We start from the raw sequence: 13,475 nt of genomic DNA, 5'->3' as shown, positions 1-13,475 counted from the left end.
CCGCCGATCTCCCCGCTTGAGGGGGAGATGGCCGGCAGGCCAGAGGGGGGGCGCACTGCGATGACGCATTTCCCGGTACCCGCCAACAACCGCAGCAATGCGCGCAAGATGCGCAGGGCTATGACCGACGCCGAGCTGAAGCTTTGGAATGAGATTAGAGCGCACAGGCTGATGGGACTAGCCTTCAGGCGCCAGATGCCTATCGCCGGCTACATCGTCGATTTCGCCTGCCCCACCAAAAAGTTGATCGTCGAACTCGACGGCTCTCAGCACGCTCGGGCCGAAGCTTCAGCATCCGACGCTGCGAGAACAGCTAAGCTTGAGGCGCTGGGCTGGATCATCCTGCGCTTCTGGAACGACGACGTCATCCGCGATATCGACAATGTCTGCCAGCACATCGTGATCGAGGCCGGTCTGGCCCGTGCCGAAATGCCGGCCGACGAACATAGGAGGGAGGCAGTTCCATGATCGATCATCTCGGCATCACCGTTTCCGATTTTGACACCTCCAAGGCCTTTTACGACAAGGCGATGGCGCCGCTCGGTGCGTCACTCCTCTACATGGTGCCGCAGGAATATACCGGCGGCGCCAAGGTCGGGGGCTATGGCCGCGACCGGCCGGTGTTCTGGCTGCATGCCGGCAAGGACAAGCCGAAGGACCGCCAGCACGTCGCTTTCACCGCGCGCAGCCGCGCCGAGGTCGATGCCTTCCACTCAGCCGCCATCGCCGCCGGCGGCAAGGACAACGGCGCGCCGGGCCTGCGTCCGCACTATCATGCGAACTATTATGGCGCCTTTGTCTTCGATCCCGACGGCAACAATGTCGAAGCCGTCTGCCATGTTCCGGAGTGATCGATGATGAGCCTCGACAACAGACCGGTCTACACAGGCGGTTGCCAGTGCGGCGCCGTGCGCTTCCGTATCGAAGGCGCTCTGGGTGACGCCTCCGTGTGCCATTGCCGCATGTGCCAGAAGGCGAGCGGCAATTTCTACCTGCCGCTGGTGTCCGTGCGTGACGCAAAACTCGACTGGACGCGCGGTGAGCCCAAACGCTTCCGCTCGTCCAATGCCGCATTGCGCGGTTTTTGTGCCGATTGCGGCACGCCGCTGACCTTCGAGGCGCCCGACGGCATCGCGCTCGCCATCGCCGCCTTCGACGACCCGGAGGAGATCGCGCCGACCATCCAATGGGGCATCGAAGCAAAACTCCCCTATGTGGATCACATCCACGAATTGCCCGGCGAGGACACGATGGCCGACGTCTCGTCGGCCTCCTATCTTGCCGATCTCGTCTCTTACCAGCATCCCGACCACGACACCGAACAATGGCCGCCGGAGGAAAGATCATGACCGAAACCGTTCGAACCGGCGGCTGCCAGTGCGGCGCCGTCCGTTTCCGTATCCGTGGGGCACTCGGGCGCCCGTCCATCTGCCATTGCCGCATGTGCCAGAAACAGTTCGGTTCCTTCTTCGGCGCGCTGGTGACGGTGCCGAAGGACGGCGTCGAATGGGTCCGTGAGGAGCCGAGTTATTTCCAGTCGTCTGTCAACATCGATCGCGGCTTCTGCGCCCGATGCGGCACGCCGCTGACCTACAGGCAGCCCGGCGGGCTCGAGATCGCTATCGGCGCTTTCGACGACCGTTCCGACCTCGCACCGCAGATCCAGGTCAATTACGCCGCGCGGCTGCCCTGGGTGGAGAAGATCTTCGACGCGCCAGTCCACGAGGATCCTGACTACTACACCCGGCAGGAATCGATCATCTCCTTCCAGCATCCGGATCACGAGACGGCCAACTGGCCGCAGCAGGGCCTGAAATTATGAGCAGTGAACTCCGCAACCTCTATCCCGAGATCGAGGCCTTCGAGTCCGGCATGCTCGATGTGGGCGACGGCCATCAGGTCTATTGGGAGCGTTCCGGCACTAGGGGCGCCAAGCCGGCTGTGTTCCTGCACGGCGGACCGGGCGGCACCATTTCGCCGAAGCATCGGCGGCTGTTCGATCCTAAGCTTTACGACGTCATCCTGTTCGACCAGCGCGGCTGCGGAAAATCGACGCCGAACGCCTCGCTCGAGGCCAACACCACCTGGCATCTGGTCGCCGACATCGAGCGCCTGCGCGACATGTGCGGCTTCGACAAATGGCTGGTGTTCGGTGGCTCGTGGGGCTCGACGCTGGCGCTGGCCTATGCCGAGACACATCCCGAGCGGGTCAGCGAATTGGTCGTGCGCGGCATTTACACGCTGACGCGCGCGGAGCTCGAATGGTATTACCAGTTCGGCGTCTCGGAAATGTTCCCCGACAAATGGGAACGCTTCCTGGCGCCGATCCCCGAGGCCGAGCGCGGCGACATGATGGCCGCCTATCGCAAGCGGCTGGTCGGCAGCGACCGCAAGGCACAGGTCGAGGCGGCCCGCGCCTGGAGCCTGTGGGAAGGCGAGACGATCACGCTATTGCCCGAGCCTGAAACCAGCGCCCCGTTTGGCGAAGACGACTACGCAGTCGCCTTTGCCCGCATCGAGAACCACTATTTCGTCAATGCCGGCTGGCTGGAGGAAGGGCAGCTGCTGCGCGATGCGTTCAAGCTGAAGGACATCCCCGGCACCATCATCCACGGCCGCTATGACATGCCGTGCCCGGCGCGCTATGCGTGGGCGCTGCACAAGGCGTGGCCGAAGGCGGATTTCCACCTGATCGAGGGCGCCGGCCATGCATATTCGGAGCCGGGCATCCTCGACCGGCTGATCCGGGCGACGGACCGGTTTGCGGGGAAATGATGATGGCTATTCGTGCTCTACGGCGCCCCCCTCTGCCCTGCCGGGCATCTCCCCCACTTGGGGGGAGATCGGCAGCTTCGGCCTTGCCGCTTGTCCTGCAACCTCGAAGGTTTGCGAAAGCAGACGGGACAGCCAATCTCCCCACCCGTGGGGGAGATGTCCGGCAGGACAGAGGGGGGCGCGACGGATCGCGGCCTTTCGGGCTATTGCCATGAAAAAACAACGCCTCTATCTCTTCGACACCACTCTGCGCGACGGCCAGCAGACGCCCGGCATCGACTTTTCCGTCGAGGACAAGATCGCCATCGCCAAGCTGCTCGACGAGTTCGGCATCGACTATGTCGAGGGCGGCTATCCTGGCGCCAACCCGACCGACACCGCCTTCTTTGCCGAGCACCGCACGACTAGCGCCAAATTCGTCGCCTTCGGCATGACCAAGCGGGCAGGGGTGTCGGCTTCGAACGATCCCGGGCTTGCCGCACTGGTTCAGTCGAAATCGGACGCCATCTGCTTTGTCGCCAAGAGCTGGGACTACCATGTCCGCGTCGCGCTGGGGTGCACCAACGAAGAAAACCTCGAGGCGATCAAGGCCTCGGTCGAGGCGGCGGTTGCTGCCGGGAAGGAAGCGCTGGTCGACTGCGAGCATTTCTTCGACGGCTTCAAGGCCAATCCCGATTATGCGCTGGCCTGCGCCAGGACCGCTTACGACGCCGGCGCGCGCTGGGTGGTGCTGTGTGACACCAACGGCGGCACGCAGCCCTCGGAAGTGCGCGCCATCGTCGAGGAGGTCATCGCCTCAGGCATTCCCGGAGACCATCTCGGCATCCATGCCCATGACGACACTGGCCAGGCGGTGGCGAATTCGCTGGCTGCCGTCGAGGCCGGCGTGCGCCAGATCCAGGGCACGCTGAACGGCATCGGCGAGCGCTGCGGCAACGCCAATCTGATCTCGATTGTGCCGACCCTGGCGCTGAAGCCAGCCTTTTCCAGCCGCTTCGAGACAGGCATTTCGGCCGAAGCATTGGCTGGGATATCGCGCCTATCCCGCGCCTTTGACGAATTGCTGAACCGTGCGCCGGAAGCGCAGGCGCCCTATGTCGGCGCTTCCGCCTTCGCCACCAAGGCCGGCATCCATGCCTCGGCGCTGGCCAAGGAGCCGGCCACCTACGAGCATGTGCCTCCGGAAGCGGTCGGCAACCGCCGCCGCGTCATGGTCTCGGACCAGGGCGGCAGGGCCAATTTCCTCGCCGAGCTGAAGCGGCGCGGCATCGACATGCCCCGGGACGACCACCGGCTCGATGCGCTGATATCAGTGGTCAAGGAGCGTGAGGCCGAGGGCTATGCCTATGAAGGCGCCGATGCCAGCTTCGAGCTTCTGGCGCGCAAGATGCTGCACGGCCTGCCGGAATTCTTCAGCGTCACCTCGTTCCGCTGCATGGTCGAGCGCCGGTTCGACGCCAACGGCCAGCTGAAGACGGTCTCCGAGGCGATCGTCAAGGTGATGGTCGACGGCGAGGAAAAAATGTCGGTGGCGGAAGGGCACGGCCCGGTCAACGCGCTCGATATCGCGCTGCGCAAGGATCTCGGAAAATTCCAGGACGAGATCGCCGACCTCGAGCTTGCGGACTTCAAGGTGCGTATCCTCAATGGCGGCACCGAGGCGATCACCCGCGTGCTGGTTGAATCGCATGACGGCACCGGCGCCCGCTGGTGGACGGTCGGCGTCTCAGAAAACATTATCGACGCCTCGTTCCAGGCGCTGATGGATTCGATCGTCTACAAGCTGATGAAGAACCGCGAGATGGCCGGGCTGGTCGCGGCGGAGTAAGATTGAACCATCAGCGAAAGTCCATTGATCCATCAGAACTTTGCGATGGTCTTGGCACGGCGGCTGGCGCATAGCGTTGGGCCATGGCCACGCAAGCAATTCAGCTCGAAGCAGACTCAAAGGCCCGGCGTGGCTTTCTGCTGGCGCTGGGCGCCTATCTCCTGTGGGGGTTGCTGCCTTTCTACATGAAGGCGGTCGCGCATCTACCGCTGGCCGAAGTCATCGCGCACCGCATCGTCTGGTCTGTGCCGATCGCTGCGGCCGTTTTGATCTGGGCCGGCCGCACGGCGGACTTCAAGGCCGCAATCCGTTCGCCGCGCATCATTTCGATGGCGGCGCTGACGGCCGCGTTGATTTCAGTCAACTGGGGTATCTACGTCTGGGCGATCGCGGTCGACCGCACCATCGAGACCGCGCTAGGCTACTACATCAACCCGCTTGTCAGCGTCGTCGTCGGTGCGCTGCTGCTCGGCGAACGGCTTGATCGGCTGCAAATCGCGGCGGTGGTGCTGGCGGCGATCGCGGTCGCAGTGCTGACGATCGACGCCGGCAAGCTACCCTGGGTATCACTGGTGCTGGCGTTTTCCTTTGCCGCCTATGCCTTCTTCCGCAAGACGCTGCCAATCGGTCCGAGCCAGGGCTTTCTGCTCGAAGTGCTGTTGCTGTCGGTGCCGGCGCTCAGCTACATCATCTTCCTCATCGTCACCGGGCAGGACCATTTCGTCTCCAGTTCCCTGGACGATACGGCGCTGCTGATCGGCTGCGGCCCGGTCACCGCCATACCGTTGCTGCTGTTTGCCTTCGGGGCCAAGCTGCTGCGTCTCTCCACCATCGGCATCATGCAGTATATCGCGCCGACCATTGTGTTCCTGATCGCCGTGCTGATTTTCGGCGAACCCTTCGGCAGCACCCAGGCCATCGCCTTCGGCCTGATCTGGACGGCGCTGGCGATCTATTCCTGGTCGATGTTCCGCGGTCGCGAGATCCGGCCGGCAGTGCGTTAGGGGGATTTTCGATGTACTTGCTGCACATAGCAAACAAGAATTATTCCTCGTGGTCGCTGCGTCCCTGGGTGCTGATGCGGACATTGGACGTCTCCTTCGAGGAGCGGCTGACACCGTTTCCGACCGGATCGAGCTGGAGCCTCTACCGGCCGTTCTCGCCCAGCGGCCGCGTACCTTGCCTGATCGACGACGGCTGGGCGGTTTGGGATTCGCTCGCCATCGCCGAATATCTGGCCGAGCGCCACGCCGGCGTCTGGCCTGCCGACGCGAAGGCGCGAGCCTGGGCGCGGTCGGCTGCGGCCGAAATGCATTCGAGCTTCACCGCCTTGCGCGGCTCCTGTCCGATGAACTGCGGTGTCCGCATCGCGCCGGTGCCGATCTCCGATGAGCTGAAGCACGACCTCTTCCGTCTCGGCGATCTCTGGGACGAAGGGCTGCGCCGCTTCGGCGGACCGTTCCTGGCTGGCGATCGCTTCACCGCCGTTGACGCCTTCTTTGCCCCGGTGGCGTTTAGGGTTCAGTCCTACGGACTGTCTTTCGAGGGCGCAGCTGCCGCCTATCCGGCGCGATTGCTTGCTCAACCGGCGATGCGCGAATGGTACGCGGCAGCCCTTGCCGAGACGTGGCGCGAGCCGAACCACGAAGCGGAGGTGCGCGCCGCCGGCACTGTCATCGAGGACTTTCGCGCAACCTTGTAACGGTTGCCGCTACATCCCGCGCCCCAGCCGCCTGACGAACAGGTAGACGACCGCCGCGACTGCCAGCGATATCGCCGACACCACCCAAAAACCCATCGGCGTGTCGACCAGCGGCAGGCCGCCGACATTCATGCCGAACAGGCTTGAGATGATTGTCATCGGCAACAGCACCGCCGTCATCACCGACAGCATGTAGAGCAACTGGTTCGACTGCGTCGTCAGCTTGGCCATCAGCTCGTCCTGCAAGAGCCGGGCGCGGGCCTGCAATTGCTCGCCGTCATGATGCAATGTGTGGGCGCGGTGCGAAAGCCGCGCCGCCATGTCGTTGATTGTGTCGGGCAAATCGTTGCGATGCGAATGGTCGAGATGACGGAACAGGCTGGTCAGCGCCGCCATCTGCCGGTGGATCACCACCAATTGCCGGCGTGCATCGACCAGAGCCTGCCGCTCACTGTGCCATGCATCGCAGACGATGCGGTCCTCGATGCCGTCGAGCGCATCGCCAAGGCTACCGAGCTCCGTCGCCATGCCGTCGAGCGACTGGCCCATGACAGCCTCGATGAGTTCGGCAGGAGAGCGGAACTTGCGCGAGCCGTTGTCAATCGCCTTGCGGACATTGTCGACCGACCGGAGCGGCTGCTTGCGGCCGCCGATCAGCATCGTGTCGTTGAAAGCGAAGCGGAAATGGCCGAGCCCACGTGCCTCGGCTGAATAGTCGTGGCGCAGGTCCGGCAGATCGCCGTAGAGCCAGTCGCCCTCAAGGTCGATATGGCAGCCATGGCCGGCCGACAGGAAGGCATCGCGCACCGGCGGCGGCAAAGCCGGCTCGGCGGCGATCTCGTGGCGGGCGCGCATGTCGGAAAGCTGATAGCTGCGCCATGTCCAGTGTGCGGCGGCCGGGTCTTTGGTTCGCACGCCTTCGGCGGTGAAGCGATAGATGAAGAACAGCCCATGCTCGTCGGGCAGGTACGGCGACAGGTCGGTGCCTTCCGGGTTGAGGGCGATGTTCATGGTCGCTTGGCCAGCTTTTTGAAAACGCCGCGCGGCAGCGGCCGGTGATTCCTAGCACGGGTGCTCCCGGTTTCGTGTGACGGTTTCTTGGCACTTTGACCGTCATCCGAGGCGCGCCTACGAACGCCGCTGTTTGGAGGCAATTTGGAATAATACGCCGTTGACTGGCGTTTACACAAAGAGCACGACGCAAATCCATGCGGAGGACGTCCGATGCATGCCGGCTTCCTACGAAGCGTAGTCATAGCGGTATTGGGAGCCGTGATGGCGAGCTGCGCCGGCTTTCCAGTGCAGAAAACGGGGGCAGTAACCGGCTATGGCCCCAACCCCACTTTACCGAAGCCAAGACCGACGCTGATCCCGACCGTCAACATCGCCGAGGCGAAAGGCTGGCAGGAGGATGGTATGCCGACCCCGGCGAAGGGGCTGACGGTGAGCGCCTTCGCCACCGGCCTTGACCATCCGCGCTGGCTGCATGTGCTTCCGAACGGCGACGTGCTGGTTGCCGAAACCAACGCCCCTGCCAAGCATGACGAAGGCTTCAGCCTTAGAAAGGTCTTCATGGATCTGGCTATGAAGCGGGCCGGCGCCGCGACCAAAAGCGCCAACCGCATCACCCTCCTGCGCGACACCAATGGCGACGGCGTTGCGGATGTGCGCAGGACGTTCGCGGAAGGCCTCAATTCACCCTTCGGTATGACGCTGTCCAAAGGCAAGCTCTACATCGCGAATACCGATGCGCTCGTCGCTTTCCCCTACTTCAATGGCCAGACCCGAGTCACCACGCCGCCGGAAAAGATCATCGACTTGCCGGCCGGAGACCTCAACCATCATTGGACCAAGGACGTGATCGCAAGTCCGGATGGACGCAAGCTCTATGCCACCGTCGGGTCCAACAGTAACGTTGGAGAAAACGGCATGGCCGCGGAGAAGAACCGCGCCGCCGTCCTTGAAGTGGATTTGTCCACCCGCCGCACCCGGGTCTTCGCCTCGGGCCTGCGCAACCCGAACGGGCTCTCCTGGAATCCTGAAACTGGCGAGCTTTGGGTCGCCGTGAACGAGCGTGACGAGATCGGCGACGATCTCGTGCCGGATTACATGACCTCGGTTCGTGACGGCGCGTTCTACGGCTGGCCTTACAGCTACTACGGACAGAACGTCGACGAACGCGTCAAGCCGCAGCGCCCCGATCTCGTGGCGAGGGCGGTCAAGCCCGACTATGCCCTGGGTTCGCATACCGCCTCGCTGGGACTGACTTTTTCCAAAGGCGCGTCGCTCGGTCCGGCCTACGGCAACGGCGCCTTCGTCGGCCAGCACGGCTCGTGGAACAGAAGCGTGCACAGCGGCTACAAGGTGATCTTCGTGCCGTTCCGCGGTGGTAAACCGAGCGGTCCCCCGAAGGATGTGCTCACTGGCTTCATTGGGCATGATGGCAAGGCGATGGGCCGTCCGGTCGGCGTTGCTATTGATCAGACCGGCGCACTGCTCGTCGCCGACGATGTCGGCAATGTCATCTGGCGGGTAGGGCAGTAGGGCAGTAGGACAGTAGGACAGTAGGACAGTAGGGCAGTAGGGCAGTAGGGCAGTAGGGCAGTAGGGCAGTAGGGCAGTAGGGCAGTAGGGCAGCGCCTCATGAGCGCGGCATGCACTACATACTGCCCTACTCCCTTACTGCCTTACTCCCCTAAAGCTTGTCGATTACCGACTGCACACCCTCGGTCGGCGCATCGACCGACGATCCAGCGACCATGATGGCGGCGACGATTGCTTCGGGGTCGTCAACCACCAGCGGCTTGACCCGCTGCGCGGTGTGGATGAAGCCTTCGGCCATCATATGGTCGAGCAGCGCCAGCATCGGGTCCCAGAATCCCCCAACATTGCCGAAGACGATCGGCTTGCGATGATGGCCGAGCTGCGCCCAGGTCATGATCTCGATAATTTCCTCGACCGTGCCGATGCCGCCCGGCAGCGCCACAAAGGCGTCGGATTTCTCGAACATGGCGTGTTTGCGCTCGTGCATATTATCGGTGATCACGAGCTCGTCGAGCCGGTCAAGCGCGGTTTCGGTGGCCTCCCTGTTGATCAGGAAGCGCGGAATGATGCCCGTCACCTTGCCGCCGGCTCGCAATGCGCCTTCGGCAACGGCTCCCATGATGCCCCTGGTGCCGCCGCCATAGATCAGACGCAGGCCGGACTTGGCAATCGAGCGCCCGAGCAGGTGCCCGGCCTTGGCATAGGTCTGATCGCGGCCCGGCGATGAGCCGCAATAGACGCAGACGGATCGAATCGTGTTCATGAGATGATTGGTGATTGGGTCTTTATTCGTGGTCAAGCCCGGGGCGGGCTTTTTCTTGTCTGCCCGTTTTTCTTGTCGGTATGGGCAAAACAGGCTAGACCGGCATTAGGTGGCTAAGGGCAGGGAAATATGGCAATTAATCCATTGAAGGCGTTTTTGTTCGCCGCCGGCGGCTCCGTCGCCGCGGCGGGAACCGCCTATGTGTCGGGCGCGCTCGATCCGTATCTCAATCGCACGCCACCGGCGGAAGTGGTATCGCTGACGCCGCCGGTCCAGAAGCCGGCCGAGCCAGGGACCGATGGGCCGCCTCCGCCCGCGCCGGCCACAGATGCGATGGCACCGGCAGCGCCGGCCACGGCCGATGCGATCGCGCCGACCTTCGATATCGTTCGGGTTGAAATCAAAGGCTCTATCGTCGTCGCCGGCAATGCCGCACCCAACGCCAAGGTCGAGATCCTCAACGGTTCGACGGTTCTCGGCTCGACCGTCGCCGGCGCCGATGGCGCTTTCGCCATCGTTCTCGACGATCCGCTGAAACCCGGCGATTACACGATCGCGCTGCGGTCAATGACCGGCAATGTCGTGACCCCCTCTGTGCAGACAGCCGTCGTCTCGATCCCCCAGAGTCCTGCTGGCCAGGTGCTGGCGATGATCGAAGAACCCGGCAAGCCCTCCGAATTGCTCACCGTTCCTGCACCCGAGAAGAAGCCTGAATCGCCTGCCGGCGACAAGGCGGCCGCTCCGGCTGCCGAGGACCCCGCTGCCGCGGCACCGGCCCCAGCCGCACCGGCCACTGTCGATGCCGCCCCCGCCGCTCCGGAAGTGCCGGTCGCACCCGCAACGCCAGCCGCAGGGCCCAAGATCGTCGTCGAAGCGATCGAGATCGACGGCAGCAAGATCTTCGTCGCCGGACTCGCCGATCCCGGCCGCAAGGTACGCGCCTATGCCAACGATATCTTGCTCGGCGACGCGAAGACATCACCCGACGGCCATTTCCTGGTCGAGGCGACGCGCAACATTCCGGTCGGCACCTACACCATCCGTGTCGACGCGCTCGATGCCGATGGGATCAAGGTGGTGGCCCGTGCCGCCGTGCCGTTCGAGCGCGAGCCGGGCGAGTCGGTCGCCGCCGTTGCGAAGCCGGCCGCGCCTGCAACCGACCCCGCCACGCCGCCTGCGGCCGCTGACGCGACGACGCCTGCGGCTCCTGCTGCCGAGGCTCCGGCCGATGCAGCGGCTGCGACGCCCCCGGCTGAAGTGCCCGAGACCGCGGCGCCGAAACTCGAACACGCCGACAGCGCCGTCATCATCCGCCGCCACGATACGCTGTGGCGGATTTCGCGGCGGGTCTACGGCCAAGGTGTTCGCTACTCGACCATCTACCTCGCCAATCAGGATCAGATCAGGAATCCCGACCGCATCTGGCCGGGGCAGGTCTTCAAGGTCCCGGAAACGTCGAAGGAAGGCGAGGCCGCCGACTTCAAGGCAATGGGCGACCAGATGACGACGGCCCCGAAAAAGGCCGATTAGAAAACCTTTTCTTCTTTCCGACCTCTTGCGGAAAGTTCGTTCATCGCCTATCGCCGATAGACGGTGAATACTCCCCTGATCGAGAAGACCTGCGGCGTCGCCGATAGTCGCGCCGTGGCCGCGAAGCTCGCCGCGCTTTCGCACCCGGCGCGGATCGAGATCCTTAGACATCTTTCGGCCAGCCGCTCCTGCTGCTGCCGGGAGGTCGTCGACCATCTCGACCTGGCACAGTCCACTGTCTCCCAGCACTTGAAGATATTGGTCGACGCTGGGCTCGTCCGCTACGAACCGGACCGGCAACGCTCGCGCTATCAGGTCGACGGCGATGCGCTAGCTGATGTTTCTGCATCGCTGGCCGCGCTCGTCAATTCCTGCTGCTCTGGTCGCTAAGAAATACGAAAAGGCATAGAAATGGCCGAAAAAACCGTCTCCGCCGATTCCGGCTCGACCTTCAGGACATTGCGCAATCTGTGGCCCTACATGTGGCCGGCCGACCGTGCCGACCTTAGGGCGCGGGTGGCATGGGCGACAGTGCTTCTGGTCGTCGCTAAGCTGACACTGGTTGCCGGTCCCTATTTCTTCAAATGGGCCACTGATGCGCTGGCCGGCGACGCCAAGTCGGTGCCGCCATTGCCGACCTTCCTGCTGGCGCCGGTCATGCTGGTCGTCGCCTATAATGTCGTGCGGCTGGTGCAGCTCGGTTTCAACCAATTGCGCGACGCGCTGTTTGCCCGAGTCGGACAATATGCGGTGCGCCAACTCGCCTTCCGCACCTTCATCCATATGCATCAACTGTCGCTGCGCTTCCATCTCGAGCGGCGCACCGGCGGCCTGTCGCGCATCATCGAGCGTGGCACCAAGGGCATCGAGACGATCGTCCGCTTCACCGTGCTCAACACCTTGCCGACCATTCTCGAATTCGCGCTGACAGCCGGCATCTTCGCCGTCACCTATGGCTGGAAATACGTGGCTGTGGTGGCGGTGACGGTCTGGCTCTACATCTGGTTCACCATCAGGGCGAGCGATTGGCGCATCGTCATTCGCCGCGACATGAACGACAGCGACACCGACGCCAGCACCAAGGCGATCGACTCGCTGCTCAATTTCGAGACGGTCAAATATTTCAACAACGAGAGCATGGAGGCCGAGCGCTTCGACCGGTCGATGGCGCGCTACGAGATATCAGCCACCAGGATCTGGACCTCGCTCGGCTGGCTGAACTTCGGCCAGGGCGTCATCTTCGGTCTCGGCACGGTCGTCGTGATGTGCCTTTCGGCGCTGGAGGTGCAGGCCGGCACGCAGACGGTTGGCGACTTCGTCTTCATCAACGCCATGCTGGTGCAGCTTTCGGTGCCGCTCAATTTCATCGGCTTCATCTATCGCGAAATCCGCCAGGGGCTGACCGACATCGAGCAGATGTTCGATCTGCTCGATGTGCCGCAGGAGATCGTCGACAGACCGGGTGCCAAGCCGCTGGCCGTCGGCGCCGGCAAGGTCGAGTTCCGCGACGTGCACTTTTCCTACGATCCCAACCGTAAAATCCTGAAAGGTATCAGCTTCGAGGTGCCCGCAGGAAAAACGGTTGCCATTGTCGGGCCGTCGGGCGCCGGCAAATCGACCATTTCGCGGCTCCTGTTCCGCTTCTACGACATCCAGGGCGGCAAGATACTGATCGACGGCCAGGACACTCGCGATGTGACGCAGGAGAGCCTGCGCGCGGCGATCGGCATGGTGCCGCAGGACACCGTGCTGTTCAACGACACCATCGCCTACAACATCCGCTACGGTCGCGTCGATGCCAGCGAAGAGGACGTCCGCAAGGCGGCTGAACTCGCTCAGATCGGGCCGTTCATCGAGCGGCTGCCCGACGGCTACCGTTCGATGGTCGGCGAGCGTGGGCTGAAACTGTCCGGCGGCGAGAAGCAGCGTGTGGCGATTGCCCGCACCATCCTGAAGGCGCCGCCGATCCTGATGCTCGACGAAGCGACCTCGGCGCTCGACAGCCATACCGAACAGGAGATACAGGCAGCGCTCGATCTCGTCAGCCAAGGCCGCACCACCATCGTCATCGCCCATCGGCTATCGACGGTGATTTCGGCCGACGAGATCATCGTGCTGCAGGACGGCCAGATCGCTGAGCGCGGCACGCATGCCGCCTTGATGCGCAAGGCCGGTCTGTACGCGTCGATGTGGGACCGCCAGCGCGAAGCGACCGAGGCCGAGGAGCGGCTGCGCATAGCGCGCGAAAGCGATGAGTTCGGCGTCGTCGTCCGCCGCCGCCCCTCGGAGGTGAATTGAGGTGTCGAGAATGAGTTGAATTTTCCGCTTGACCT

At 63.5% G+C, this 13,475-nt stretch carries 14 protein-coding genes; 12 read left to right on the top strand and 2 right to left on the bottom strand.

Translation table 11 applies throughout. From position 1 onward, the window contains the following. Nucleotides 1–60 precede the first annotated feature (60 nt). From EJ075_RS32820 to EJ075_RS32780, 8 genes are all read left to right on the top strand, one after another. Nucleotides 61–468, top strand: coding sequence for a DUF559 domain-containing protein (locus EJ075_RS32820; RefSeq protein WP_126107543.1), 408 nt, complete (start codon nucleotides 61–63; stop codon nucleotides 466–468). Next, a complete protein-coding gene (locus tag EJ075_RS32815; protein WP_095483162.1) occupies nucleotides 465–851 on the top strand; it encodes a VOC family protein in 387 nt (128 codons plus the stop codon). Before EJ075_RS32820 ends, EJ075_RS32815 begins: the two co-directional genes overlap by 4 nt. A gap of 6 nt (nucleotides 852–857) precedes the next feature. Then, nucleotides 858–1,349 (top strand): GFA family protein, encoded by a 492-nt coding sequence (locus tag EJ075_RS32810; RefSeq protein ID WP_095483293.1) that lies wholly within the window; start codon nucleotides 858–860, stop codon nucleotides 1,347–1,349. After that, nucleotides 1,346–1,822: a GFA family protein gene (locus tag EJ075_RS32805; RefSeq protein WP_126107160.1), complete on the top strand. Its 477-nt coding sequence runs from the start codon at nucleotides 1,346–1,348 to the stop codon at nucleotides 1,820–1,822. Before EJ075_RS32810 ends, EJ075_RS32805 begins: the two co-directional genes overlap by 4 nt. Further along, entirely contained in the window at nucleotides 1,819–2,775 is a 957-nt protein-coding gene (pip, locus tag EJ075_RS32800; RefSeq protein ID WP_126107159.1) for a prolyl aminopeptidase, read from the top strand. The genes EJ075_RS32805 and pip overlap by 4 nt, the downstream gene beginning before the upstream one ends. 211 nt (nucleotides 2,776–2,986) lie before the next feature. Then, nucleotides 2,987–4,603 carry a citramalate synthase gene (gene cimA, locus EJ075_RS32790; protein WP_126107157.1) on the top strand — a complete coding sequence of 539 codons (1,617 nt, stop codon included), beginning with the start codon at nucleotides 2,987–2,989 and terminating at the stop codon, nucleotides 4,601–4,603. 83 nt (nucleotides 4,604–4,686) lie between these two features. Then, entirely contained in the window at nucleotides 4,687–5,607 is a 921-nt protein-coding gene (gene rarD / locus EJ075_RS32785) for an EamA family transporter RarD (RefSeq protein WP_095483165.1), read from the top strand. A gap of 11 nt (nucleotides 5,608–5,618) precedes the next feature. Beyond that, nucleotides 5,619–6,305 carry a glutathione S-transferase family protein gene (locus EJ075_RS32780; RefSeq protein WP_095483166.1) on the top strand — a complete coding sequence of 229 codons (687 nt, stop codon included), beginning with the start codon at nucleotides 5,619–5,621 and terminating at the stop codon, nucleotides 6,303–6,305. A 9-nt stretch (nucleotides 6,306–6,314) separates the two neighbouring features. Here EJ075_RS32780 and EJ075_RS32775 read toward each other — a convergent pair whose 3' ends face one another. Further along, a complete protein-coding gene (locus EJ075_RS32775; RefSeq protein ID WP_095483167.1) occupies nucleotides 6,315–7,316 on the bottom strand; it encodes a transporter in 1,002 nt (333 codons plus the stop codon). A 213-nt stretch (nucleotides 7,317–7,529) separates the two neighbouring features. On the opposite strand from EJ075_RS32775, the gene EJ075_RS32770 reads away from it, so the two are divergent. Beyond that, nucleotides 7,530–8,849, top strand: a complete 1,320-nt coding sequence (locus EJ075_RS32770) for a sorbosone dehydrogenase family protein (RefSeq protein WP_126107156.1) — start codon at nucleotides 7,530–7,532, stop codon at nucleotides 8,847–8,849. Between the two features lie 151 nt (nucleotides 8,850–9,000). Here EJ075_RS32770 and EJ075_RS32760 read toward each other — a convergent pair whose 3' ends face one another. Further along, a complete protein-coding gene (locus tag EJ075_RS32760) occupies nucleotides 9,001–9,612 on the bottom strand; it encodes a TIGR00730 family Rossman fold protein (protein ID WP_095483169.1) in 612 nt (203 codons plus the stop codon). A gap of 129 nt (nucleotides 9,613–9,741) precedes the next feature. On the opposite strand from EJ075_RS32760, the gene EJ075_RS32755 reads away from it, so the two are divergent. The 3 genes from EJ075_RS32755 (at nucleotide 9,742) to EJ075_RS32745 (ending at nucleotide 13,440) form a co-directional block, all read left to right on the top strand. Further along, nucleotides 9,742–11,142 (top strand): LysM peptidoglycan-binding domain-containing protein, encoded by a 1,401-nt coding sequence (locus EJ075_RS32755; protein WP_126107154.1) that lies wholly within the window; start codon nucleotides 9,742–9,744, stop codon nucleotides 11,140–11,142. Between the two features lie 63 nt (nucleotides 11,143–11,205). Beyond that, nucleotides 11,206–11,532 (top strand): metalloregulator ArsR/SmtB family transcription factor, encoded by a 327-nt coding sequence (locus tag EJ075_RS32750; protein WP_095483171.1) that lies wholly within the window; start codon nucleotides 11,206–11,208, stop codon nucleotides 11,530–11,532. A gap of 21 nt (nucleotides 11,533–11,553) precedes the next feature. Then, complete coding sequence (locus tag EJ075_RS32745) at nucleotides 11,554–13,440, top strand: ABC transporter ATP-binding protein/permease (protein WP_126107153.1); 1,887 nt, start codon at nucleotides 11,554–11,556, stop codon at nucleotides 13,438–13,440. Nucleotides 13,441–13,475 lie beyond the last annotated feature (35 nt).

The sequence above is a fragment of the Mesorhizobium sp. M6A.T.Cr.TU.016.01.1.1 genome (genome assembly GCF_003952585.1).
Taxonomy (GTDB): Bacteria; Pseudomonadota; Alphaproteobacteria; order Rhizobiales; family Rhizobiaceae; genus Mesorhizobium; species Mesorhizobium mediterraneum.
Note: the sequence above shows the minus strand (reverse complement) of the source record. Positions and strands in the feature narration are given on the sequence as shown.

Coding starts and splice junctions, on each gene's coding strand:
- EJ075_RS32820 (WP_126107543.1), top strand. CDS start 61: ATGACGCATTTCCCGGTACCCGCCAACAACCGCAGCAATGCGCGCAAG.
- EJ075_RS32815 (WP_095483162.1), top strand. CDS start 465: ATGATCGATCATCTCGGCATCACCGTTTCCGATTTTGACACCTCCAAG.
- EJ075_RS32810 (WP_095483293.1), top strand. CDS start 858: ATGAGCCTCGACAACAGACCGGTCTACACAGGCGGTTGCCAGTGCGGC.
- EJ075_RS32805 (WP_126107160.1), top strand. CDS start 1,346: ATGACCGAAACCGTTCGAACCGGCGGCTGCCAGTGCGGCGCCGTCCGT.
- pip (WP_126107159.1), top strand. CDS start 1,819: ATGAGCAGTGAACTCCGCAACCTCTATCCCGAGATCGAGGCCTTCGAG.
- cimA (WP_126107157.1), top strand. CDS start 2,987: ATGAAAAAACAACGCCTCTATCTCTTCGACACCACTCTGCGCGACGGC.
- rarD (WP_095483165.1), top strand. CDS start 4,687: ATGGCCACGCAAGCAATTCAGCTCGAAGCAGACTCAAAGGCCCGGCGT.
- EJ075_RS32780 (WP_095483166.1), top strand. CDS start 5,619: ATGTACTTGCTGCACATAGCAAACAAGAATTATTCCTCGTGGTCGCTG.
- EJ075_RS32775 (WP_095483167.1), bottom strand. CDS start 7,316: ATGAACATCGCCCTCAACCCGGAAGGCACCGACCTGTCGCCGTACCTG.
- EJ075_RS32770 (WP_126107156.1), top strand. CDS start 7,530: ATGCATGCCGGCTTCCTACGAAGCGTAGTCATAGCGGTATTGGGAGCC.
- EJ075_RS32760 (WP_095483169.1), bottom strand. CDS start 9,612: ATGAACACGATTCGATCCGTCTGCGTCTATTGCGGCTCATCGCCGGGC.
- EJ075_RS32755 (WP_126107154.1), top strand. CDS start 9,742: ATGGCAATTAATCCATTGAAGGCGTTTTTGTTCGCCGCCGGCGGCTCC.
- EJ075_RS32745 (WP_126107153.1), top strand. CDS start 11,554: ATGGCCGAAAAAACCGTCTCCGCCGATTCCGGCTCGACCTTCAGGACA.